General features: G+C 38.9%; 22 protein-coding genes and 1 pseudogene. 8 read left to right on the plus strand and 15 right to left on the minus strand.

Annotated features, from left to right (window positions below; translation table 11 throughout):
- Window positions 1-201 precede the first annotated feature (201 nt).
- Window positions 202-351 (minus strand): hypothetical protein, encoded by a 150-nt coding sequence (locus NST46_RS02520; RefSeq protein WP_341136707.1) that lies wholly within the window; start codon window positions 349-351, stop codon window positions 202-204.
- A 357-nt stretch (window positions 352-708) separates the two neighbouring features.
- Here NST46_RS02520 and NST46_RS02525 point away from each other — a divergent pair, with 357 nt between their 5' ends.
- Window positions 709-1,794: a C40 family peptidase gene (locus NST46_RS02525; RefSeq protein ID WP_340002315.1), complete on the plus strand. Its 1,086-nt coding sequence runs from the start codon at window positions 709-711 to the stop codon at window positions 1,792-1,794.
- Between the two features lie 471 nt (window positions 1,795-2,265).
- Here NST46_RS02525 and NST46_RS02530 read toward each other — a convergent pair whose 3' ends face one another.
- The 4 genes from NST46_RS02530 to NST46_RS02545 form a co-directional block, all read right to left on the minus strand.
- On the minus strand, window positions 2,266-3,237 hold the full coding sequence (locus tag NST46_RS02530) for a nuclease-related domain-containing protein (RefSeq protein WP_341136708.1): 972 nt from the start codon (window positions 3,235-3,237) through the stop codon (window positions 2,266-2,268).
- 239 nt (window positions 3,238-3,476) lie between these two features.
- Window positions 3,477-3,938 (minus strand): hypothetical protein, encoded by a 462-nt coding sequence (locus NST46_RS02535; RefSeq protein WP_341136709.1) that lies wholly within the window; start codon window positions 3,936-3,938, stop codon window positions 3,477-3,479.
- A 24-nt stretch (window positions 3,939-3,962) separates the two neighbouring features.
- On the minus strand, window positions 3,963-4,973 hold the full coding sequence (locus NST46_RS02540; RefSeq protein WP_341136710.1) for a DUF3231 family protein: 1,011 nt from the start codon (window positions 4,971-4,973) through the stop codon (window positions 3,963-3,965).
- Window positions 4,974-5,282: 309 nt separating this feature from the next.
- Complete coding sequence (locus NST46_RS02545) at window positions 5,283-5,681, minus strand: secondary thiamine-phosphate synthase enzyme YjbQ (protein ID WP_341136711.1); 399 nt, start codon at window positions 5,679-5,681, stop codon at window positions 5,283-5,285.
- Between the two features lie 130 nt (window positions 5,682-5,811).
- Here NST46_RS02545 and NST46_RS02550 point away from each other — a divergent pair, with 130 nt between their 5' ends.
- From NST46_RS02550 to rpsN, 5 genes are all read left to right on the plus strand, one after another.
- Entirely contained in the window at window positions 5,812-7,122 is a 1,311-nt protein-coding gene (locus tag NST46_RS02550; RefSeq protein ID WP_341136712.1) for an alpha/beta hydrolase, read from the plus strand.
- An 18-nt stretch (window positions 7,123-7,140) separates the two neighbouring features.
- Window positions 7,141-7,611, plus strand: coding sequence for a DUF3887 domain-containing protein (locus NST46_RS02555; RefSeq protein WP_341136713.1), 471 nt, complete (start codon window positions 7,141-7,143; stop codon window positions 7,609-7,611).
- A gap of 616 nt (window positions 7,612-8,227) precedes the next feature.
- Window positions 8,228-9,748 carry a metal ABC transporter solute-binding protein, Zn/Mn family gene (locus tag NST46_RS02560; protein ID WP_341136714.1) on the plus strand — a complete coding sequence of 507 codons (1,521 nt, stop codon included), beginning with the start codon at window positions 8,228-8,230 and terminating at the stop codon, window positions 9,746-9,748.
- A gap of 125 nt (window positions 9,749-9,873) precedes the next feature.
- A complete protein-coding gene (locus NST46_RS02565; protein WP_341136715.1) occupies window positions 9,874-10,860 on the plus strand; it encodes a CobW family GTP-binding protein in 987 nt (328 codons plus the stop codon).
- A 37-nt stretch (window positions 10,861-10,897) separates the two neighbouring features.
- Window positions 10,898-11,167 (plus strand): 30S ribosomal protein S14, encoded by a 270-nt coding sequence (gene rpsN / locus NST46_RS02570; protein ID WP_251660758.1) that lies wholly within the window; start codon window positions 10,898-10,900, stop codon window positions 11,165-11,167.
- Between the two features lie 58 nt (window positions 11,168-11,225).
- On the opposite strand, the gene NST46_RS02575 is transcribed toward rpsN, so the two are convergent.
- Window positions 11,226-12,194 carry a ring-cleaving dioxygenase gene (locus NST46_RS02575; protein ID WP_341136716.1) on the minus strand — a complete coding sequence of 323 codons (969 nt, stop codon included), beginning with the start codon at window positions 12,192-12,194 and terminating at the stop codon, window positions 11,226-11,228.
- 215 nt (window positions 12,195-12,409) lie between these two features.
- Between NST46_RS02575 and NST46_RS02580 the strand changes: the two genes are divergently transcribed.
- Window positions 12,410-12,781 carry a hypothetical protein gene (locus NST46_RS02580; RefSeq protein ID WP_118890006.1) on the plus strand — a complete coding sequence of 124 codons (372 nt, stop codon included), beginning with the start codon at window positions 12,410-12,412 and terminating at the stop codon, window positions 12,779-12,781.
- Between the two features lie 95 nt (window positions 12,782-12,876).
- Here NST46_RS02580 and NST46_RS02585 read toward each other — a convergent pair whose 3' ends face one another.
- The 5 genes from NST46_RS02585 to NST46_RS02605 all read right to left on the minus strand — a co-directional run bounded on the left by NST46_RS02585 (window position 12,877) and on the right by NST46_RS02605 (window position 17,453).
- Entirely contained in the window at window positions 12,877-14,790 is a 1,914-nt protein-coding gene (locus NST46_RS02585; protein ID WP_339316173.1) for a vWA domain-containing protein, read from the minus strand.
- A gap of 15 nt (window positions 14,791-14,805) precedes the next feature.
- Window positions 14,806-15,684 (minus strand): ATP-binding protein, encoded by an 879-nt coding sequence (locus tag NST46_RS02590; protein WP_118890004.1) that lies wholly within the window; start codon window positions 15,682-15,684, stop codon window positions 14,806-14,808.
- A 552-nt stretch (window positions 15,685-16,236) separates the two neighbouring features.
- The gene (locus tag NST46_RS02595; protein WP_251660762.1) at window positions 16,237-16,548 is read right to left on the minus strand and encodes a hypothetical protein; all 312 of its coding nucleotides are present in this window, start codon (window positions 16,546-16,548) and stop codon (window positions 16,237-16,239) included.
- A 21-nt stretch (window positions 16,549-16,569) separates the two neighbouring features.
- On the minus strand, window positions 16,570-17,130 hold the full coding sequence (locus tag NST46_RS02600; protein ID WP_251660764.1) for a DUF2812 domain-containing protein: 561 nt from the start codon (window positions 17,128-17,130) through the stop codon (window positions 16,570-16,572).
- Between the two features lie 14 nt (window positions 17,131-17,144).
- Window positions 17,145-17,453 carry a PadR family transcriptional regulator gene (locus tag NST46_RS02605; protein WP_095308316.1) on the minus strand — a complete coding sequence of 103 codons (309 nt, stop codon included), beginning with the start codon at window positions 17,451-17,453 and terminating at the stop codon, window positions 17,145-17,147.
- Between the two features lie 386 nt (window positions 17,454-17,839).
- Between NST46_RS02605 and NST46_RS02610 the strand changes: the two genes are divergently transcribed.
- Complete coding sequence (locus NST46_RS02610) at window positions 17,840-18,448, plus strand: DUF2599 domain-containing protein (RefSeq protein WP_251660766.1); 609 nt, start codon at window positions 17,840-17,842, stop codon at window positions 18,446-18,448.
- 577 nt (window positions 18,449-19,025) lie between these two features.
- Here the strand turns inward: NST46_RS02610 and NST46_RS02615 are convergent.
- The 4 genes and pseudogenes from NST46_RS02615 to NST46_RS02630 all read right to left on the minus strand — a co-directional run bounded on the left by NST46_RS02615 (window position 19,026) and on the right by NST46_RS02630 (window position 22,999).
- A pseudogene (locus tag NST46_RS02615) lies at window positions 19,026-20,145 on the minus strand (RNA-guided endonuclease TnpB family protein).
- Window positions 20,146-20,397: 252 nt separating this feature from the next.
- Window positions 20,398-20,571, minus strand: a complete 174-nt coding sequence (locus NST46_RS02620; RefSeq protein WP_251660771.1) for a hypothetical protein — start codon at window positions 20,569-20,571, stop codon at window positions 20,398-20,400.
- 351 nt (window positions 20,572-20,922) lie between these two features.
- Window positions 20,923-21,597 carry a phosphatase PAP2 family protein gene (locus NST46_RS02625; RefSeq protein WP_341136717.1) on the minus strand — a complete coding sequence of 225 codons (675 nt, stop codon included), beginning with the start codon at window positions 21,595-21,597 and terminating at the stop codon, window positions 20,923-20,925.
- Window positions 21,598-22,087: 490 nt separating this feature from the next.
- Complete coding sequence (locus NST46_RS02630; protein ID WP_341137311.1) at window positions 22,088-22,999, minus strand: DMT family transporter; 912 nt, start codon at window positions 22,997-22,999, stop codon at window positions 22,088-22,090.
- Between the last annotated feature and the right edge of the window lie 130 nt (window positions 23,000-23,129).

Consider the following 23,129-nt stretch of genomic DNA (forward strand, 5'->3'; position numbering starts at 1 on the left):
ATTTCCAATTCGTTGGATTCCAGATTTCACTAAATTACGAATTACTTTATGTATTTGTTTTGATAGCTATAATTCATAATGTATTTTTATGGTAATTAACTAAGTAATTTTACCTAGTATTATTATATCATATAGAACCGTAAAATTATAGGTGTCTAAAGTCATGAAAACAGGATGTGGGACGGTATCTATACTGATCATTTAAAGCATTTTTACTTGAAAAGATTCAACCGTTGTATTCGAAATTTCTGTTACTAGAGCCGGACCTGTTGTAATCTCAGTTACAAACTGATGAATATAACCACTTATCACCTGATTTTTTTCTGATAATTGTTCACTTTCACTGCTCATTTCTAAGTTTAATCCTTCTTTAACGGTATCAGAAAGTGTTGGAGGTGGTGATAAAAGATTTTGGGAATAGTTTTTGATTTGTATGGGAATTTTTTTGTTTCATAAATCAAGGACAAGATGTGACATCATAACACTTTTTTAGATCTTTACCAAACCTTTACATTACAATCATGTTACAAATGTCCTATTAATCTATAATAATTTTGAAATAATAGCTATAATAGTGTTAGTTTCTGTTAGAACATGGATATTCAGAAATAAATTGGCGAATTTTCCAGGATAAAATCATAACCTGCCGAACTGGCAAGTATTTACTGGAATTACTATACTATTTGATTACAACAGGGGGATAAAAAATTGGCGAACAAGAAAATTATTATGTCGGTTACTGCAAGTGCGGCGATTGCATCAGCTATTTTTGCAGCTGAGGAAGCAGAAGCAGCATCACACAAGGTTAAGAGCGGAGATTCACTATGGAAGATTGCACAGCAATATGGTACAAGCGTATCTGAACTGAGATCGATTAATAATTTGAGATCGGATTTAATTTTCCCGAATCAAGTCATTCAGACTACGAAATCATCTTCGAGCACGGGATCATCATCAAGTACGAATACAAACACTTCAACTAATAAATCTACTACATATACAGTAAAACGAGGGGACACGTTAAGCGGCATTGCCTCCAAACATGGAATCTCATTATCTAACTTGATGAAATGGAACAACTTAAACACAACCTTAATTTACCCTGGGAATAAGTTTGTTGTAAGTAAGAACGGAGCGTCTACTGGAAATTCTGGATCATCAAACTCATCTGGTTCTAGTTCTTCTGGATCTAGTTCATCCGGCAATTCTTCAAGCTCATCTTCTGTCTACACCGTTAAGTCAGGCGACACGTTATCACGTATTGCTACACGACATGGTGTTACAGTTAGCAACTTGAAAAAATGGAATAGCTTAAGCTCTGATCTCATTTTAATCGGACAGAAGCTAAGTATCGGAAGTAGTTCAAATGGCTCATCCGGATCTAACTCAGGCGGAAGTTCAAACAATGCTCCAGCAACTGATGTAAGCTACAATGTGGACAAGCTTATTAGCACAGCTAAAAGCATGAGTGGCGTCAAATATGTATGGGGTGGTTCTACACCGAGCGGATTCGATTGTAGTGGATTTATCTACTATGTATACAAACAAGCTGGGATGGACTTGCCTAGAACATCAGCAGCAGGCTACTTCGACCGTTCCTTTTACGTGAACACACCACAAGTAGGAGACCTTGTATTCTTTGAAGGAACATATAAATCAGGCATCTCTCATATGGGAGTCTATCTCGGAAACAACCAATTTATCCACGCAGGAACATCAAACGGCGTACAAATTACGAGCTTAGACAATTCCTATTGGAAGAAGCATTTTGATAGCTTTAAAAGATTTTACTAGAATGATAGAAGACCTTCAGCTGTGGCTGGAGGTCTTTTTTTGTGTGGGCGGGGTGGTGCGTTAATTTTTTGTTTGGTGTCGTAGCTTGAGGCGGATGGTGAGTTAATTTTGTGTTTGGTGTCGTAATGTGCGGCGAGGGGTCGTTAATTTTGTCTTTGGTGTCATAGCTTGAGGCGAGGGTGCGTTAGTTTTCTGTTTGGTGTCATAGCTTGGGTGGATGGTGCTTTAATTTTCTGTTTGGTGTCGTAGCATGGGCGGATGGTGCGTTAATTTTGTGTTTGGCGTCATAGCTTGGGTGGATGGTGCTTTAATTTTCTGTTTGGTGTCGTAGCATGGGCAGATGGTGCTTTAATTTTGCGTTTGGTGTCATAGCGTGGGCGGATGGTGCGTTAATTTTGCGTTTGGCGTCGTAGCGTAGTGGGAGCGTGCTTTAATTTTCTGTTTGGTGTCGTAGCGTGGGCAGATGGTACGTTATTTCTGCTTATTTTTTATCCATCTTTTATTTGCTGGTTCATAGGTTAGATTTATATTCTTTAATGCTTTGTTTACCATGTATCGGGAGTTTACCTGGAGGAAATTTTTACATTCCTGATTCGTTATCCATTGGTACAGCAATAAATATTCTTTAATTGCTAGGTGATGTGCGTGTCGATCTTTATGCTCGCATTTTGGGCACACCCAATTTCTGGGTGTCCGCTGCATTCCAAGCATGTCACAGTTCGTGCACTTTACGCCGTTCACTAAGTCCTCTCTTTTGATCTCATGCTCTTTCATAATATCTCGGTCAAAGTCAATGCATTTCTTTAAAATCATATGTCCGATTTTTTGATGGATGATTTTGTTCGTGTTCTCAAGCTTTTTTTCAATGTCTAGTATGATGTGGGGAATCCGTTCGCCGTGTGCAACTACTTTGGCTATTGGCTCTGTATCTCCTATAACTTTTATTATGGTAGATGGTTCGCTTATTGCGACGAAATAATAGATGGGAATATTTGTGAAGCCGTTATGATGGAGCCAGTTTTGAAGTTTAAGCTGTTGTAATTCTACCTGTGTAATTGGGTGGCTAAACCCTGTCTCTTTCTTGCCGTCTTCTCGAATAAACTGGTTAAGTGTTGTATCAAAAATAATTGTGCCACTATAGTTTTTCACTTCAACGATATAAATTGCGTGCTGCGAAATGATAATATTATCAAGCTGAACACTTTTCCCATCCAGTTTTAAACAGACATCCTGGAGAATCGTAGTGATCTGTTCAAGAAATTGCAGATAATAATCGACCTTCACCTCACCCATATATCCTTTCATGTATTTTCCATATGCTCTATCGATCTGCTGAATTCTAGGAAAATTACGCTTTAAGCGTGTTCGCAGTATTTCATATTTACGTAGTATCAAAGGTTTCGTGCGCTTTCTTATAATCATCCCACCGCTCCTCTCTATCATTAATTTTTCTCTCCTTAATATATACTGGATAAGCAATGTATACAAAAGCCCAAAATAAAAAAACATCTTCTATATAGACCATGAAAAACAAATTATTTCTTAACGATAAATTAAAAATTTGGAGTAGAAGATGGCTAATAACTGCATTTTAATCGTGTTATTTCAAACCTAGTAAATTATTGCTATTTTTTAAGCAAAAAAATCCTCCGAACAGTATTTCGAAGGTGTTTTTGTTCCATTTAATTCGTTGCTTTTAGCAAGATTGCTTGTAATATAAACCCCACAACCACCCCTGGGATAATCCCTAAAGTGGATAGCCAGATTGGCCCTAATAATACTCCAAATAGTTTTAATTCAGACGAAAACATACATGCAAAGGTAACAAAATAGGCGGAAAATACAAACGGTAAAAAGGAAAAGGCTCGCTTTCCTCCTCCCGCATCTTTATATGCATCCCACATCGCAAAGAAATATAAACAAGGATAAAACAAAATCCATTGATAATCCGCTTGTTGAATTGCTTGACTTATTTTTCCATGATAGCTGAGCACGACAACTTTATTAAGATTCCCCTCTACATTAATCAAAAGCTCTAAAAAAATCACCATGATTCCTTTGGCATATTTTTTATTTAATAATTGGCCTAATCCTGGTAAAGCAATACTCCATAAAAGTTTTTCACCTGCGCCCTTATCTGCCATAACATCTCAATGACCACCTTACCTTCAATTGTCTTTTGCTAAATCTTTGCGGTTCGGAGCCATTGGGGGCTGTTCTAACCATTGGTTTTTGATCATTATATCTGCCCCATCTTCAGAAAGCTTCTGGATCTCAAGTGATAACCTGTTATACATTGCACCTAAATCCATTCTGGGGCTTACAGAAATGCTTGTACCATAAAAGCCAACACTTAAAGAAATCAAAGCGGTTGTATAATACATCATTAATCGATCAGAGAATGTGTATGCGGTACTAGTTGTTATATCGGCATCCCATGTCATTGCAACAGGCAAATTGCTTTCCTTTAATTTTCCAGTAAACAGTTCAATATGCTTTTTAGCAACTTCTATACATCTCAGCATAAATTTTGTGACCTCTTTTGATTGAGATACTTGACTAAATCCTGTTAATGTAGCTGTTCCTAAAGCATTTCGTTGAATGTTCGCATAAAGCGTTGCTATTTCAGCTGCTATTAATGGTCTTTTTTCTCCAATAACGTCCCACATAAAACCTTGTTTTTTTACAAATTCAATTTCTCTATCTTTAGACACGTATGGCGCTCTGATATAAATCCCCTTTTCTAACAATAAGTCCTTTGACATCTCGAATAATTCCATTGTTTCTTTTATACATTCTTTATAAAACGCTGTAATGTCTGTTCTTACAGAAGAGTATAAGCTAGATGCTAAAGTTAAAAGTCCTATTCCGGCCATTTGATGGATATAATTTAGTACAAACCCATCAGAATATAATCTGGGAGCGGTCAAATCAACATCACCCTCTACTGAAAAACCAAGAGGGACTTGATGTTTTTCCTTTGTAAGAATTGAGCTGATTTTTTGCAAATGGGACTGCGATAATTTCAAAGCATGTTCGATAACTTGCTTGATCTCCCCATCCTCAGCTTTTTCAAGAAAAAAGCTTAATGCACATACACTTGCACTCTCTTCCATGTATTGATAAAGAAGCTGTGATAGCTCTCCCGATGTCAGCCTTATTTGTTTTTCCTGTTCCACACAAAACCCTCCATTGTAGAATAACTTTTATTCGTAGTTATCCTTTGTCATTAATGGTAAAGTATGCAGGTGTTTTTCTAAAATTACTGCAAAAAATTAGGATATATTTTGTTACGAAAATATATTTAGTACCGAGACAGCAATTATAAAGCTATTTATTATAGGTAGATCAAAAACACCAAAAATCGGCCTACTAAAATAAAATCCCCCTTCAGCTCAAAATGTCTACTTGATAGGGCATGTTCAACAAGTAAAGTCGAGGCAGTTCCGTACATTGCCTCAACTTTTACTTGCACACGCCTTTACATTTTAACCCGCCATTATTTTCACGTAAAAGTGCCGTTCTCTCGGCCCATCAAATTCGCAGAAATATACACTTTGCCATGTGCCTAATATGGGCTGCCCATCTGAAATGATTAAGGTTTCACTTGCTCCGATTACAGAGGATTTCATATGGCCGTCCGAGTTTCCTTCCATATGAATGTATTCCTGCTTGTTCGGAAATGTTTCATCCAGACCGTGTTTAAGATCTGTTTTCACATCGGGATCAGCGTTTTCGTTAATGGTAATTGCTGCTGTTGTATGTGGACAGAAGATAAGCATAATTCCATCTTGGACATTGCTTTCAGCCAATGCTTCTTCTAAATAATGATCTAGATTTGTGAATGATTGCTTTTCGTTCGTATGGATTGTAAACTTTCTCAACAAAATCAACTCCTAACATTTCTTTCGTCTATCATAGCTAAACTTTCGATCCATTCCAAACATAACATGAAACCTTTTTTATGTAGAATCGTATAGCTGAGTTAGAGGGTTATTTTAGTCTGAGGAGGATATGATGAGGAAATTTCTATTGATTGGACTAGTAATATTAGCCGGTTGTTCGTCCGCTTCGCCTACAGCTGAGGAGAGTGCACGGGAAGTGATTGATTTTCTTGTAAATGAAGATTTTGAAAAGGTTCATGATGATTTTTTTGGTGAAAAATTACAAGAATCCACTTCACTAAAGGAATTGGAAGAAGTTTGGAAAGCTGAAGCAAGTGGAACATTTATTGGAGTGGGATCTTTGGAATCTTCCGAAAGAGGTGACGCTTATCAAGTTGTTGAAGCTGAAATCGAGTATAGTGAAGTAATTTTTCAATTACGTTTGACATTCGATGAAGCGCTTCAATTGGTTGGAATGAATTTATCTCCTGGAGGGGTAAATGTTGATGTACCGGACAGTGTCACGGAGGAGCAAGTAACAGTCGGCCAAGGAACTGAATATGAGCTGGAAGGAACACTAACACTACCGAAGCAACATCAGGAGCTGGGTGATCTGTCAGGGGTTGTACTCGTTCATGGCTCAGGTCCTAGCGATAGAGATGAAGCTGTCTTCGGTTATAAGCCTTTCCGAGATATTGCTTGGGGTCTTGCTGAACAAGGGATTGCAGTATTAAGGTACGATAAACGAACGTATACCTATGGCAGCACAATGTCCCCCGATGAATTGCAGTCCTTAACTGTTTACGAGGAAACCATTGAAGATGCTGTTCGAGCTGCTGAGCTGTTAAAACATGATTCGCGCATTGATTCGAATAGCGTTTACTTAGGCGGACATAGTCTCGGTGGGATGCTCGCCCCAAGGATTGACCTAGAGGGAGATTTTGCTGGTCTTATTATACTCGCAGGTTCACCGAGGAGTTTATGGGAGATTATTTATGATCAAAGTATGGATATGTATGAAGATGAGAACCAGATAGCGTTTGTGCAAGCGGAATATGAAAAAGCAAAAGGGTTAAAGGATATGACAGAGGATGAGGCTTTATCAGAAACGCTGTTTGGTCTCCCTGCCTATTACTTTCAAGAAATGGATACCTTTGATGCAGGAGCTTTAGCTGCAGAGTCCGAAAAACCTCTATTGCTTTTGCAAGGAGAAGATGATTTCCAAGTTTACGTCGATAAGGATTTTGCATTATGGCAGGAAGCCTTAGCTGACAAAGAAAATGCAACATTTATTAGCTATCCCGGACTGAATCATTTTTTAGTTGACTATGATGGTCCTGATGCAGGAACAATTGCCGAATACGAACATCCTGGTGTTGTCGATAAGCAGATAATAGAAACAATAGCAGATTGGATTCTGGAGCAAACGAACAAATCACAATGATAGAAAGGTGAGCCTAATATGAAGAAGCTTTTATTTATCTTGCTAGCACTATTAGTTTTAATGGGATGTGGCGAACCAACAGGTGACCAGGCTTCTGAAAATGCAACCGATAGCAGCACTTCGGATGAACAAAATGAAGATACAGATGATGCGGATTCTAGTGAAAAGAACGGTTCAGATGAAGATACAGAAGAGATAGTCACTCTTGCGGTAGAATTTATCGGGCAGCTTGCTAATGGAGAATTCGAAACAGCAACCCAACATTTTAACGGAACGATGGAAGCACAACTCACACCTGTCGCACTCGATGAATTATGGGTGGCACTTGAGGATCAGCTCGGTGGATTCATCGACCAAGAATATAGCTCGATTGAACAAGTCGATGACCACCAAGTTGTATTAATTGATGGGCTTTTCGAAAGTGCCGATGTCGTATTTAGTGTCACGTTTGACAATAACAATCAAATTGCTGGTTTTTACATTCAATAAATGATGGAGAGCTTAAAACTCTCCATCTTAGCCCCAAACTAAATTTTATCGCATCACGATAAGAGCGCCTAAATTAAAATTAACGCACTAACGTATCTCGCTTGGTTTGGACACCTAAATCATATTTAACGCACCATCGCACACCGCTAAAACACCTTCATCCAATTTAACGCACTATCGCATCTCGCTAAGACACCTTAATCATATTTAACGCACCATCGCAACTCACTATGACACCTTAATCAAAATTACAGCACCATCACTCACCGCCAGGACACCCTAATCCAATTTAACGCACTATCTCATCCTACTATGACACCTATATCAAAATTACAACACCATCACTCATCGCCAGGACGCCCTAATCCAATTTAACGCACTATCGCATCTCGATAAGACACCTTAATCATATCTAACGCACCATCGCACACCGCTAAGACACCTAAATCATATCTAAAGCACCATCGCACCTCACTATAACACCTATATCAATTTCATCGCTCCGCTCTCACTATCTAACGAAAAAACAAATCGTAACAATTACTGTTTACAAATCGTAATGATTACGATATGATAGGAAATATTAAAAATACAAAACAAGAAAGGAATACGATAAATGAAAATTATCCAGGCTTTATTTATTTTTAGTTTTACAGCATTTTTAATGATTGGTTGTACATCAACTGAAGAGGATCCAGCCAATGCCAATAATTCAGATAAGCTTACTGTCTATACGTCTGTTTATCCATTTCAGTATGCTGTGGAGCAAATTGGCGGCGATTCTGTTGAAGCCAAAACCGTTTATCCACCTGGCGCAGATGCACATACATATGAGCCAACATCCAAAGATATGACGGCAATTGCTGATAGTGATGCATTTATTTTTATAGGTGATGGTATGGAGGGCTTTGCGACAAGTGCAGCAGATGCGCTTGCTAATCAAGATGTAGAATTAATTGAAATCGGAAAGTATGAAGAGCTTTTCCATGGGCATGGTGGCGGCGATAATCACGATCATAGCGATCATACCGAGGATGGACATAATCATGGGGAAGACAGTCATGGGCATGATGAAGATCACGAACACGATGGCAGCGAACATGAACATGGTGATGATCACGAACACGATGGCAGCGAACATGAGCATGGTGATGAGCACGAACACGATGGCAGCGAACATGAGCATGGTGATGAGCACGAACACGATGGCAGCGAGCACAATCACGAAAATGATCACGAACATGATAACAGCGAGAACAGCGATACTGAAGATGACCACGAACATGATGGTCACAGTCACGGAACAACTAGTGATTCACATGAAGAAAATAGTGTTTCCATTACTATCGATGGCCTGGCTGGACATTACCATACTGGCGATTCTATCCAGTTAACCGCCCATTTAAGCGAAGACTCTGACCATGACCATTGGCATTGGTATACGTTAGAACCTGGTGCTGATGATTGGGAGACGGTGCCCGATAACGGAACCGCTACATTTGGTGGAGAGGCTACTATTGATGGACAGCAAATTAAAGCAGTCCTCTTCGGAGACGATCATGAAGTAGTAGCAGAATCAGAGGTCGCAACAATTTCAATCGATGACCATACTGGCGATCATGATCCACATCTTTGGATTGATCCATTGCGAATGATCGAAATCTCTCGCATTATCAAGGATGAGCTGATTGCATTAAATCCCGATGCAGAGGCTGATTACAATGCGAATTTTGAAGCATTAGAAGCGGAACTTCTAGCATTGGATAAGGAATTTTCAGAGCTGTTAGCGACCAAAGAAAATAAATATATCATGGTACCGCATGCTGCTTACGGATATTGGGAAGAGCGCTATGGTGTAAAACAAATTGCGATTAGCGGGCTTTCAACAAGTCAAGAGCCTTCGCAAAAGCAATTAACTGAGGTTATAAGCCAGGCAGAGGAACATAATTTGGATTATATTCTCTATGAACAAAACAGTCCAAATCGACTTTCCGAGGTTATCCAGGAACAAATTGGTGCAGAAGATTTAACGATTCATAATCTCTCTGTCCTAACAGATGAAGATATTAAAAATAAGGAAGACTATATTTCCTTAATGCGATATAACTTAGAAATACTCGACCAAGTGACGAAATAATTATGTGTTGTCCTCATTTTTTTGGCAGAAAGGAAAGTGTAAAACTTTTCTTTCTGCATAAATGCGACTAAGGCATTTGCCGAATGCCTTAGTTTTCTATAGGGCAACTAACTTATGGAGGGAAAATGAATTTGCTACGACAACTACAACATAAAATTCCAGTTACGATTCTTACCGGTTTTCTAGGCGCAGGAAAAACCACATTATTAAATCGCATTCTTAATGAAGATTCGCAGCAGAAAACAGCTGTGATTGTGAATGAGTATGGGGATTTATCGATTGATAGTCAGCTGATCACCGATACAAAAGAAGAAATTATTGAAATCAACAGTGGCTGTATTTGCTGCAATGTTCGGGGTGACTTGATTTCTATTCTCTCTTCTATGCTGCGACAGCAATTAAATGGCGAAGTTCAATTTGACCGGGTCATTATTGAAACGACAGGACTTGCCAATCCAGCGCCTGTCGTTCAAACCTTTTTAATGGATGAGGCAATGTCCCGCTGGTTTGAACTAGATAGCGTTTGTACGGTACTTGACTCGAAGCACCTCCCTCAACATATTGATTCAGAGGAGTTACAGGAGCAAATCGCCTTTGCAGATGTGCTTATTTTTAATAAAACAGATCTTGTAAATAAAAGAGAACTGAAGAAGCTTCAAACGCGGATTACACAAATGAACTCGAATGCAAACGTAATACACTCTATTAATTGCGATATTAACACCAGTGATATTATTGGCATTCAATCATTTGATCTCGGACACAAGCTTCAAATACACCCCAATTTATTAACGGACGAGCATCATCATCACCATGATACTGTAAACTCTTTTGTATTTACTGACGATCGTCCCCTCAATTTGGATCGTGTAAACAGATGGTTCAGCTATCTCGTGCAAATTAAAGGTGAAAGCTTGTACCGTTATAAAGGAATTCTTCATATTGACGGAATGGATGAACGCGTTGTTTTCCAGGGTGTGCATATGTTATTTTCCGGTACAAAAGACCGTACATGGCTGCCAGCGGAAACGAAGCAAAGCGAAATCGTCTTTATCGGAAAAGAACTGGATAAATATGAATTAGAAAAGGGATTTTACGCTTGTCTGCAATGAACAATCTATTATGAAATAAAAGAAAGAAGGTAATACAGTGGCTAAGAAATCAAAGGTCGCAAAAGCAAAGAAGCAACAAGCACTTGTAGAAAAATATGCTGATTTAAGAAGAGAATTAAAAGCAAAAGGGGATTACGAAGCACTTCGCAAACTGCCGAGAGATTCTTCCCCTACACGACTGAATAATCGCTGTGAAGTAACCGGGCGTCCAAGGGGCTATATGCGAAAATTCGGCATGTCCCGGATTGCTTTTCGAGAATATGCACATAAGGGGCAACTGCCTGGTGTGAAAAAATCGAGCTGGTAGTAAGCGCTCGAGCAAAAAAAGGGTCTCCCTCAAACTCTAGGGAGACCCTTTTTTTAAATTACTTCGTATCGAGGGGTTCTAAACGCGCTTCGATTGCTTCCCGCTGATCTTCGAAGTAAGGCGGCAATGCTAACGATTCACCTAAATGCTCGAATTCCTCATCTGATGTAAATCCAGGACCATCTGTAGAAAGCTCGAATAGGATTCCATTAGGCTCTCTAAAATAAAGTGCTTTAAAGTAAAAACGCTCCACAACACCTGAATTACCAAAGCGTGCTTCTGTGATTCGATCTCGCCATTTTCTCAATTCCTCTTCATTTTCCACACGGAATGCAACGTGATGCACACTACCACGACCAGGACGTTCTTTTGGTAGATCGTTTCGAGTTTCTAGATGGATTTCTGCTCCTGTCCCACCCTCTCCAGTAGAAAAAACTAAAATATCATCTTGCCCCTCAACCAATGATGGATAGCTTCCAACTTGTGTAAATGTTAACAGCTCGGTGAGAACTTTAATTGTTGGTGCTGGATCTTGAACCGTTAATTTTACCGGACCAAGCCCGATAATACTCGTATCCACTGGAACAGGGCTGTGTTTCCATGGCGTTCCACCTGCAACACCCTGATTTGTTTCATCTGAAACTAAGGTTAAACGCTGTTTCTCTGGGTCACGGAAATGAATGACACGACGCCCCCCCTGCTCCATAATCCCATCATGTTCAACCTCATATTCATTAAAGCGGTTTTCCCAGTAAGTAAGTGCGGCATCATTCGGTACACGTAATGATGTTCCCGAAATGCTGCTCACACCTTGATACGTATTCCCTGCTCGTGGAATCTCAAAAAACGTTAAATCTGTTCCTGGATTCCCTACCTCATCTGCATAAAACAAATGATACATGGATGTATCATCCTGATTTACTGTTTTCTTAACAAGACGCATCCCTAGAACAGTTGTGTAAAAATGGTAATTCGCTTTTGCATTGGCAGTGATCGCTGAAACGTGATGGATTCCTTTTAATTGCATGACTTTTCCTCCCAGGATTTTATTATGAATTAAACTATTTTTAATTAATTTATATTTAATTAATTATATAATACAATTTATTTTATTATTTGTCAACAAGCTATAAAATTAACTTAACCGATTATAGCTGGTAAGAAACATAGTCTTATCTGAAAAAAATGTCATATTATGTTCGTCAGCTTCTATGCTATAATACAAACGAGGAGGTGATAAGAATGGACAAGTCGGATCAAATTATTGAAATGCTTGGGGAAATTAAGAGCAAGTTGGATGAGCACAGTCAAATTTTAAAGGAACATAGTCAAATCTTGAATGAACATAGTCAAATTCTCGGAGAGCACAGTCAAACACTAGAAAACCACAGTTCACAATTAAAAGAACACGGGCAAATTCTAACTGCATTGCGTGCGGGACAGGATCATTTAAAAGCAGAATTCGACGGGATGAAACTAGCAAATGCAAAAGAATTTGGAGAATTGAAAGAAGAAATAAATACGATTTCGATCAATCAGGAGCTGCTTCGCGATGACACATGGACAAATAAAGTAGACATACATCGCATCAAGAAAACGATGGGAATGGCCTAACATCACCTCGTTTTGCCTCTTAGAATGAACGCTCCCGAATCTTACCTACACTTAAAAGCAGGTTGGACATCCTATCCAGCCTGCTCTTCTCTTATCTATATGGCTTTTAACAATAACTTCTTCAAAAGCGGTGCAAAATGCTCCGGTAATTCAGCGACACTTGGTACCATCACACGTTCCCTGCCATAGATATTTTCCATCGTTGCATCTTCACGCTCGCCAATTTCACCATCAGATAAAAACATTCCGATAACATCAATTCCTTTTTTGCGCGCTTCGGAAACAGCGAGATGTGTATCGACAATGCCATTTTGATCATAGCCCGCTGCTGCAGGCTCTCCGTCGGAAAATACTAAGAGGAATTTATTTTTCTCGCGCCGTGCTTCTAAATCCTTTAAGGCGACACGAATGCTGAAGCCATCACGATTATCCTCTTCAGGCTCGAGCTGCATGATTTTTGGACCATTGTTTTGATAAAAGGAATCGGTATGGGCATGAATTATATGAAAATAATTTGGCTGATAGCCTTCCCTTACTTCATTCGCATCCTCCCAGAATCCGATGATGGAATGAGGTATTTGTAATTGCTTCAGCACCTCATGAAACAGCACAATTCCTTTTTTCGTTTCTTCCATTTTTCCAACCATGGAAGCCGAACAGTCAATTAGCAATGTAAAAACCGCATCGAATTCTTTCGATTCCTGATCCTTTTTATAAAAAACTCGTGACGTATCATCCAATACAAGCGGCAGTAAGTTTCTCGATAATCGTCCTGCAAGCAGATCTTTTCGCGGTGTCGTTTTCTTATGTTCGATTGTCTTCTTAATCGTATTTGCAAGCTTGCGGTGGAACAGATCAATTTCCGCTACATATTCTCGGTAAAGCTCCTCATCTTCTCTTGACGGGGCATGCGCCTCTTTTATCAGCTTAACAGCATCAGCATTCTCTTCCCCATAGCTGCTTTCCGATCCTTGCTTCTGGTCCTTCGCCGCCTGCTTATCCACTGCTTCCATCTTCGAATAGTCCTCTTGCTTACTTTCGCCGGACGTTCCTTGAATGGAAGCCATCGCCTGATCGGCATCCTCCGTTTCGCGTGCTCCGCCACCTAGCATGCTTGTTTTCGAACCTTGCTCCAGCTCAAATTGCAGGAAGTTTTGCTTCCGGTCTTCATTTTTATTTTCGCGGTGCCAGGTAGAAAACGTCTCATCGAAGTATTCGCTTTTTTCCTTATCCACCTCGTCTTCATCGTCATTGACCAATTCATCTGTACGAGTTAGCTCATCAAAAAGGGTGTTTTTCGTATAGGTCTCCAGATGGCCAATTGGAAAAATAAAATATTCATTAATGGAATCCTTATAATCTCGGTTCAATCGAAAGACAATTTGCTCGCAAATTCTTACGGTTGCATCCGTACTTCTTGCTTCATAAACAGAATAAAGAAGCGGCTTCAGCTGTTCAAGATGTGACAGCTGCTCCTCATTTGCCCTTGGGAAATTAGGATCCGGACTGTCTGCCTGAATCAGTAAATAAATAAGGCAAAATAATTCATCGAGCGCAAAGCTTCTCGTCACATTTGCCGCTAATTGCATGTCAAAGTAATTCCTTAAATAATTTCTCCGTTTTTTGAACATGGCCACTGTTCCCGGACGGGTTTTTTTCACAATTTCTTCTAATCGAATATCCTCAAGGAGCGCGAATAATTGTGTAGCGAATTTAGGCAGATCGGATTCTTGAATACTTTCCATATATGCTTGCACCGTGGGTATATCAGAATAATGCAGCGTACCAATCGTTCTTAGAAGCACATCCGATTTAAATCCTGCTTCCTTCGTGTCCTGATCCAGCTTACGCCAAATCTGGCTTACTGTAACTCTTTCATCGACTAGGTCAATTTGTGAGCCATAGCTATATTCAAAGTCTAGATTCGGATTTCCAGATAAAACGGTCGCTAGATCCTGTAACTGCATAAAAAGTTTGGTGTCCACTTTCGAATCATGGAAACGGGTCATCCGGCATTCTCCTTTTTAAAATAGCGTTTCAGCTAAGTTCTTCACAAATTCACGCTCTCGCTCTTCATCCAATTTGTCAACGATTGAGCGTAAAATCGCACGTTTGGGAGGTATCAAGACACTCAAATCACAAGCATCAAGTAACGCACGAATTGATGCCGCATCCTCGGATAGCTTTCCTTGAAAGACAGCTGTAATTAAATCTCCAGATAATTTTACAAATAAATTAATTAATGTCTCATCTGCCAACTTTGTATTGGAAACGATAAGTTGCTTCAATTGCTCGCCCTCGATGTATGGAACCTCAATGACGATAAAACGGTTTTTCAACGCTTCGTTAAGCGGAACAGTACCAATATACCCTTCATTAATCGCAGCAATCACGCCAAAACCTTCCTTGGCAGTAATCATTTCATTTGTAAATGGATTCGTGATTGTTCTCCGATAATCAAGCACCCCATTAATAAGCGGCAATGTTTCCGGCTTAGCCATGTTTACCTCATCAATATATAAGAAGCAACCAGCCTTCATCGCATTTGTCACCGGTCCCGGGATAAACTCAATCACCTGCTTCTCACCTTCGTAAGCAAGTGTTTTAAACCCAAGCAAGCTTTCCGCATCCAAATCCACCGAGCAGTTCACACTGAACATCGGCTGCTGGAACAGCTGGGATAGCGTCTCCGCAAATTTCGTTTTTCCCGCTCCAGTAGGACCTTTTAACAATACATTTTTTCCCATACTTAACGCAGTAATAGCATCCGTTAGCAAATCCATATGTGGCGGCACATAGCCACCAGGCCGAATTAAATCTTGAAACTCCTCTGCTTGTCTTGCTTTTTGCGTCTCCTCTAGTTGTTGGTTTATATTTTCAGGTAACTGATAGTTTATATTCATTGTAAAAACTCCTTCCTAAGACATTGTATACGTGATTAGGGGGAGAAATCAAAGATTGCCTTCTGCATTATGGCGGAATGATTGTGTGGAAATGCTATTTATTTTGGAAGTGCGTGCTGAGATGGTGCCTTATTTTTGCGTTTGGTGCTTTAGCAGGGCGGGAGGGTGCCTTATTTTTGCGTTTGGTGCTTTAGCATGTAGCGGTGGTGTCTTATTTTTGCGTTTGGTGCTTTAGCAGGGCGGGAGGGTGCCTTATTTTTGCGTTTGGTGCTTTAGCAGGGCGGGATGGTGTCTTATTTTTGCGTTTGGTGCTTTAGCAGGGCGAGATGGTGTCTTATTTTTGCGTTTGGTGCTTTAGCGAAAAGGGGTAGCGTCAGGAAAATGCGTATGAACAACGATAAGGTAATCCAGATATAAAATAAGCCTAATTTCTCGGTAGTTTTAGTGAGAAATTAGGCTTTGATTACTTCCATTAACGACCCTTACAGCTGAAGACGGTTGTTTTCTTAGAATGGAAGTGCTTTTCATGTTCCATCTATCTATGAGTAGCTATCATTTACTTTTTTTGTTATATACAATTGCAGTAATTACATTAAGTACAATAGTAACTATAGAAAGCAGGAAAGAAAGACGAACCACACCCTTAGAGGTGTCCATAAGAGCCGACCAATCCTCTATCCTGACTAAGTAATCGTTATACAAAATTTGAAAACATAGCGAGATTACACAGGCACTAAAACTTGCTATCGAAAATAAAATCCAAGTTTTGTTATTATCTTTATTACGCTTTGCCAGACTTGCAATAGGCAATATCCATGCAATTAAACCCAGCACAAGGCTTCCGATATTTAACAAACCATACATAATCATGTCTCCTTTCTATTTCTAATCCATATTTTCAATTATTTTCTTGAGTTTGAAAAATCCTGATAAATATTTCGTTGAGTAAAGAGTCAGTATTAATCCGCCAAGCCATATCAGCGATACAATGAAAATGATGCCTAATGGGAAGTAACTATAAAGAAACATATTTAATGCTAATACACATGAAATGATAACCGAAATGACTGTTAGAGGGATAAGTTGAACCAGTTTGCGCTTGATAATCTTTCTGCACATAGCGAGTTTCGTTTCACGATCACTGAATATTTTTTCTTCGCTACACTGTAAAGCAGGTTTTGAAAAATAAAATCTGCCGTCTTTTTCAGCCACGAATTCCCATCCAAAATCAGTAAATAATTGTACATATTCACTTTTACGCTGCTCTTTCGGATTAAAGTCTATCTGATAGATAGCAGCTTCTTTATCGCATTTTTCAAAAAAATATTTCTTGCCTCTTGTATCGGTCAATCTCCATCCAGCGTTGTGTTGAGAGGATAAAAATTCTTGCTCCTCCTCAAAATCGGATATATAAAAACTCCTTCTGATTGTTTTCTTTTCAGTCATTATTGCATCCCTCCCTATGCTCTTGTGTTTTTATATAATCTTTCAATACGCAGGATTTCAATGTCTAATATTTCACGTCCTAAATCAGTGATTTTATAAAATTTTCGATTGCTCTCTGTTTTCACAAGAACAATTAGCCCATCTTTCTCCATTTTGGACAAACTGGTATAAACCGTCCCTGCCCCTAAATCTATTTCACCTTTTGTGAGGGTTTTTACGTGTTTCATGATACTATAACCATGCATTTCACTTTGCAAAGCAAACAGGATATAAAAGCTGGTTTCTGTCATTGGCATATAAAACCTACGTATTCTTTTATCCAATCAAACACCACCTTCCTTATAGCGTACTACGATATAAATGATTATAGCGAAGTGTGATATATTTGTCAAAACCTGATTTTAAAGAACGGAATAATCACTGAAAGCCGTGAATTACGCTTCTAATAGCAATTCACTACTAACAAATATAACTAATTTACAAAAAATTTACAAAAAACAGTAATATTATCCTATTTGGTTTTAAGGGGTAGTTTACTAGAATGGAAAGTGACAGGGGTGGTACTTAGGTAGTTTTACTAATGGGCTCAGTTGTGATAGTCGGAGGGGAGTGATACTGACGGGCAATAAGGCAATAAAGCATTAAAACATTTCTATTAATCAACTAAAACTACAAAATACTTTTAAGTAGAATGAGAGGAGAAATCAAAATGAAAAACAAACTGAAAACGGCGGCTTTCATTGCATTAACTACTCTTATGGTATTGGGTAATTTTAATCCAGTTTCCGCAGCAACTGAAACGGATGAATTTAAATATTTAAAGGACGCAATCGAAACAGTTGACGCTGTACCTTCTGAGGAAAGAGATCAATACTTGGAAGATAACCGTGATTGGATTGATGAAGTTGGAGTGAGACTGGAATCTTATGTAGAATCCTTTCCAGAAGGGGAGCAAAATGATGTAGTTACGCGTCTTTTAAGCGATAACGCTATAGGAAAAATCGAAATCGCACTTAGCGGAAATCTTGATGAATACTTTAATAACGTATGGACTTCTACACGTGGGGGTTATTACACATATTCAATGGAACCAAAGTGGTCCGTCAGACTTTGGGGACCAACAATGGAGGCTGCTTGGAATGAATTAGGAAGAAACTATAGTGGTATCCGAAACGACAACGGAAGCTTATGGAACCAATATAAATGCCATTGGGATTATGATGTTTTTGGTGCAGTAGCAGGAAGCTGGGATTTAGAGGTGGGTAGACCGATTGTTTCTGACTGGGAAATGTTCACGTCTCGTTGCAATCCGTCGTAATTAAATAATCAAATTTATTGAGTAGCAAAGAACAATTTTTAATCTAAGTATTGCAGTAGCGCAACAGACGATAGGAAGCAGAGTTGCTATAATCTGGTAGACTGTGTTGGCTAAGAGAAAACGTGGTGAAAACCGGAGGAGCAAAGCGCCATGATAATCTGGCTGCAAACCTAATAGACCAATGTAACCAATCTATTTATATGGTGAGCTCATCCGAGAAGAGGTTGCGTTACATACTCTAAGACCACTAAAACTGTCTTAACGTTGTTAATCCGCATTTTCCTGACGGTATCCCTTACAGGCAAAAGGAGCTTGGATTCGGTTCCAAACTCCTTCTTTTAATACTCTTTCCTCAATTCTAAGAAATGAATTGATAGAAGGATGGTATTCTTTATTTTTGATTGCGTGTCCAGTTACGGAATTTCACATAACATGGAATGCCTTGAGTGAACTACCCACCACTTAGCTAACCTTATGGTCTGCTTGAAGTGGGGGCTTCTCGACTTATCGTTACTTTTACTGTACTAGCTAACGAAAAATGACCGAGCTAACCCTCTTGTTCCAAGAGTTTTTGTTTCTATGATAATGCTAATAAGCGTAATCCTTCATTCTTGATATTGATAGCTGAATTGTAGTCACGATCTGCCACATAACCGCAAGAGCATTGGTATGTACGGTCAGATAGCGCCATAGGCTTTTCTGCACCACAACAAGAACATTTTTTAGTAGAAGGAAACCATTTGTCAATTTTCATGAGTTGCTTCCCCAGTTCTTTTAGCTTGTATTCTAAAAACGTAGTGAACATACCCCACCCATTATCATGAACGCTTTTACCAAAGTAAAGGGTTTTAGACATACCTTTCATATCTAAGTCCTCTATACTAACCGCATCGTAGTTTGAAGCCAATTCCTTTGACTTATTATGAAGGAAGTTTTTACGTTGATTTGCGGTTTTTTCTTGCAATCGAGCTACTTTCAATCGTTGTTTTTCCCATCGTGCAGAACCATACTTTTTTCGAGATAAAATACGCTGTTCCTTTGCTAGTTTGTCTAATGATTGACAATAGAAACGAGGGTAATTGGCTTTCTCACCCTGTTCGCTTTCAACATATAGACCATCCATTGCAAAGTCTAATCCGACAACATGTTGAACGTTTACAGGCTTAATCTCTTTCTCATATTCTGTCAAAATAGAAATATAGTATTTTCCTGATTTTGTTTTGGTAATCGTACAGGGACTTTATTTTATAATCAGAAGGGAGGTCTCGATGCTGTTTGATTTTTAGTGTCTGTTTTATTTTGGGCAATTTGATATGGCGATCTTTCAATTTGATATTTTCATTTACCATATTTGTTGTATAGGATTGTTTATCTTTTTGGCTTTTGAATTTCGGGTAGTTTGCACGACCTTCAAAAAAGTTTTTATAAGCTACTTGCAAGTTAATCTGTGCATTTGCCAAAGCCAATGAATCCACTTCTTTTAAGAATGAAAATTCATCTTTATATTTAGCAGGAGTCGGAAACTTTTGTTTGTTGAGTTTTTCATTGTCGTCTTTGTATTTCTCATACGTTTCTTTACGGTCTGCTAACATTTTGTTGTAGACAAAACGAACACACCCAAACGTTTTAGCAAGAAATATTTCTTGGTCTTTATTCGGTAATAATCGAAATTTGAAGGCTTTATGTTGCTTCGTCATATCCATTCACCTGCTTCGATAAAGAATATATGTTCTTATTATATCGTAGGAAGGGATGCTTGGCTATCGCCAACCGAAATTCATCTCCCACCTACTCATTAGGCTAACGCCATAATGCCATTCACATTCCTTGAGGATGGGAGACTTCTTTCGGAAATCCGTTAAAACGTATGGTTTTATCCGTTTCCCTCACGCCGTGACTTTCCGCTTCTCTATAAATCTTTTTTCTAGCATGGACAGGCACAAATTCCATTAATCCAATGGGTTTCCCGTCTTCGATGAGCTTAATAGAAACGAACGGTCCTTCTTCACCATTTCCGTTATCATCACGTCGATATATTTATAATTAATGACCTTCAGCCATTGATGGGAACGTTTATTGATATGATACTTCGAATCCTTTCGCTTCAGGACAATCCCTTCCAAGTCTGTCTTATTCCTTTACTAAATGGAAATACGGCACGCCACCCCTTCGCCCCATTGAACCTGCACTGTCTTTTCCGAATGGAATTCCAGCTGATTCAGAAGTTCTTTGCGTTCGATAAGCGGGAAAGACGTAATCCTTTCACCGGCATAAGCTTCATCCGCAGTACGTTTCCAGTCACAATTTCATGGAACAAATTTACAGATAAAAGGTTTGCTTCTTCTTTATCACAGATGACCGTCACTTCCCCTCTAGTCCTGTCAGGGTAGCAACTTCCATCAAAACGAGCTGTTTCATCAAGTTTTTCTACAGGTGTTCTATAATCAACCGTTTGTGCAATATACGGGATAAAATTATCTATAACCCCTCTTTTTCAGCAGCTTGATTTTTTCAAAGTGCTTATCTTTATATTTCTGAAAAAGTCCAACTACAATTGTTAGCCAAAATCCACTAGCGAAGTATCCGCCAATAATATCACTCGGATAATGTACACCAAGATAGACTCTACTGATTCCAATCAAAACAATAAATAGGCTGCTAAATAGTATTAAGATGGTACGTCCAGTGCGATTTGGAATATGACGCCATAAGAGGAAAGCTAGAATGCCATAAAATGCAAAGGCATTCATTGCATGACCACTAGGAAAACTATAACCACCAATATCAATTAGACGGTGAAACTCTGGACGTGCTCGATGAAAGATTTGTTTTAAAATCCAATTTAGGATTGGCGTACTAATAACAACCGACCAAAGTAAAATGATTTCTACTCGATGTTTCATTACAACATATAGAAACAGAGAAGTCAGCAGAACAATGACAAGCATGGCAGAAAAAGAGCCAATGAATGTGAAAAACTTCATGATGGACGTTAGTGTTGATGTTTCGAATTCTTGAATATAGGCAATCACTGTACGATCAAAGTTCGTAATATCTTGATTGACTGCAAAAATCACCATTATACTAAATCCGAAAAGCGTGACTAAACCGGTAATCAATGCTCCTGTCGAGTGCTTTTTATGTATCATGCTGAAAAACTCCTTAGGATGAAATTACCTTTTATTTAGAGATATACGGAATCTTACCGCCTTCCCCAACAATACTTTCTTTGCGTATTATTACCTTACTTCCACTACTATATTTAAATTGTTAAAAGTTATCTGCTATCCTGGAGTATCCATTTGTATTGCATTTTTGCGTCTATTTTATTATATATTGGGACAGATGACGGATCTTAGAGGATACGGCACCAGCGCATGGAACGAAATCATGGAAAAACTTATTCAAACGACGTACCACTGTTGAACGTTTTCCATCCTGTCACAATCCTTAATTTCTCTCCAGAACGCGTCCGAACACATGGCTTTCATCTGGTGTTTGAAACTCTATCAACAATGGCTCACTCTTCATTCTATTTTTTTATTATGCTCCAATCGCACCTCAAAACGGACACCCAACAACGTTCGGATACCCCCATACCATGAAAAAATTTTAACTAACTAAGTTCTTAGTCATGAATCAGGAAGCTCGTCCCCGCCAATTAATCACAATAATTCCAGCTGCAACTAGTAAAATCGCAAAAAGAATAAATACATTTAACGTCTCCCCGGGAATAAACATCGCGGATAGCACAGTTCCCGACACAGGAACGACAAATTTGTAAATACTTATCTCGCCAGCTTTATTATATTTTAAAATCGAGTACCATAATGCAAACGCAACGGCCGATAGAATTGCGGAATAGATAAATAAAATCGTTCCGAGACCATTAAAGTTAATCGCATTTTCACCTAGCTGCGGATAGCCGACCGCAAGTAAAAGCACAGCACCTATTGTTAGCTGCCAGCCTGTCAATGCGAATGGATGGATACCAACCGCTAATTCTTTTGCCATAATCGTTCCAATTGCACCTGTCAGCGCAGCTAATATCATGTAGCCTTCCCCAGTAAATTGAAATGCCAGCTCAAATTCCTGTCCCCAATTCGCAACGATAATCCCGGAAAAACCGGCGATTAGGCCGATAACTTTTTTCCAATTCATCCGATCATTTTTGTAGTAGTAATGTGCTAGGATAACGGTAAAGAAGGTGGCACTTGCTGATAAAATCGATCCTTGCATACCTGACACTTTTGCTAAACCATTGTAAAAGAAAAAGTATTGTAACGAAGTTTGAATAAATCCAAGGATAACAATGACCATCAGCTGTCTTTTTGTAATGATAACTTTCTTTGGGTTGGTTAGAAGCAGTCCAACAAGCACAATAAGTCCAGCTAGTAAAAAGCGCCAGCCGGCAAAGACAATTTTTGCAAAGGTATCATCAGGTGCCATTTGCAGTTCTTCATAGCTTACCTTTAAAACAGGAAAAGCACTCCCCCATAAAAGCGAGCAAAAGATTGCAATACCAATGACTGCCCATTTATTTTGAAACATGTTTTTCACGTTTGATTCATCTCCTGCTAATTCTTCTAGTAGTAACAATAGTCTAATGTAGCTTATAGATAGGTATTTGGTCAAGCAAAGAAAACTTGGCATTCGCAAGCTTTTAACGAATGTCTTAGTT

It is taken from the genome of Oceanobacillus sp. FSL W7-1309, from assembly GCF_038002145.1.
Classification (GTDB): Bacteria; Bacillota; Bacilli; order Bacillales; family Amphibacillaceae; genus Oceanobacillus; species Oceanobacillus profundus.

Bases quoted from the DNA above. Each gene is read 5' to 3' on its own strand.
- NST46_RS02520 (WP_341136707.1), bottom strand. From the start codon at position 351: ATGAGCAGTGAAAGTGAACAATTATCAGAAAAAAATCAGGTGATAAGT.
- NST46_RS02530 (WP_341136708.1), bottom strand. From the start codon at position 3,237: ATGATAGAGAGGAGCGGTGGGATGATTATAAGAAAGCGCACGAAACCT.
- NST46_RS02535 (WP_341136709.1), bottom strand. From the start codon at position 3,938: ATGGCAGATAAGGGCGCAGGTGAAAAACTTTTATGGAGTATTGCTTTA.
- NST46_RS02550 (WP_341136712.1), top strand. From the start codon at position 5,812: ATGAGGAAATTTCTATTGATTGGACTAGTAATATTAGCCGGTTGTTCG.
- NST46_RS02555 (WP_341136713.1), top strand. From the start codon at position 7,141: ATGAAGAAGCTTTTATTTATCTTGCTAGCACTATTAGTTTTAATGGGA.
- NST46_RS02560 (WP_341136714.1), top strand. From the start codon at position 8,228: ATGAAAATTATCCAGGCTTTATTTATTTTTAGTTTTACAGCATTTTTA.
- NST46_RS02565 (WP_341136715.1), top strand. From the start codon at position 9,874: ATGAATTTGCTACGACAACTACAACATAAAATTCCAGTTACGATTCTT.
- NST46_RS02575 (WP_341136716.1), bottom strand. From the start codon at position 12,194: ATGCAATTAAAAGGAATCCATCACGTTTCAGCGATCACTGCCAATGCA.
- NST46_RS02580 (WP_118890006.1), top strand. From the start codon at position 12,410: ATGGACAAGTCGGATCAAATTATTGAAATGCTTGGGGAAATTAAGAGC.
- NST46_RS02585 (WP_339316173.1), bottom strand. From the start codon at position 14,790: ATGACCCGTTTCCATGATTCGAAAGTGGACACCAAACTTTTTATGCAG.
- NST46_RS02590 (WP_118890004.1), bottom strand. From the start codon at position 15,684: ATGAATATAAACTATCAGTTACCTGAAAATATAAACCAACAACTAGAG.
- NST46_RS02595 (WP_251660762.1), bottom strand. From the start codon at position 16,548: ATGTATGGTTTGTTAAATATCGGAAGCCTTGTGCTGGGTTTAATTGCA.
- NST46_RS02600 (WP_251660764.1), bottom strand. From the start codon at position 17,130: ATGACTGAAAAGAAAACAATCAGAAGGAGTTTTTATATATCCGATTTT.
- NST46_RS02610 (WP_251660766.1), top strand. From the start codon at position 17,840: ATGAAAAACAAACTGAAAACGGCGGCTTTCATTGCATTAACTACTCTT.
- NST46_RS02625 (WP_341136717.1), bottom strand. From the start codon at position 21,597: ATGATACATAAAAAGCACTCGACAGGAGCATTGATTACCGGTTTAGTC.
- NST46_RS02630 (WP_341137311.1), bottom strand. From the start codon at position 22,999: ATGTTTCAAAATAAATGGGCAGTCATTGGTATTGCAATCTTTTGCTCG.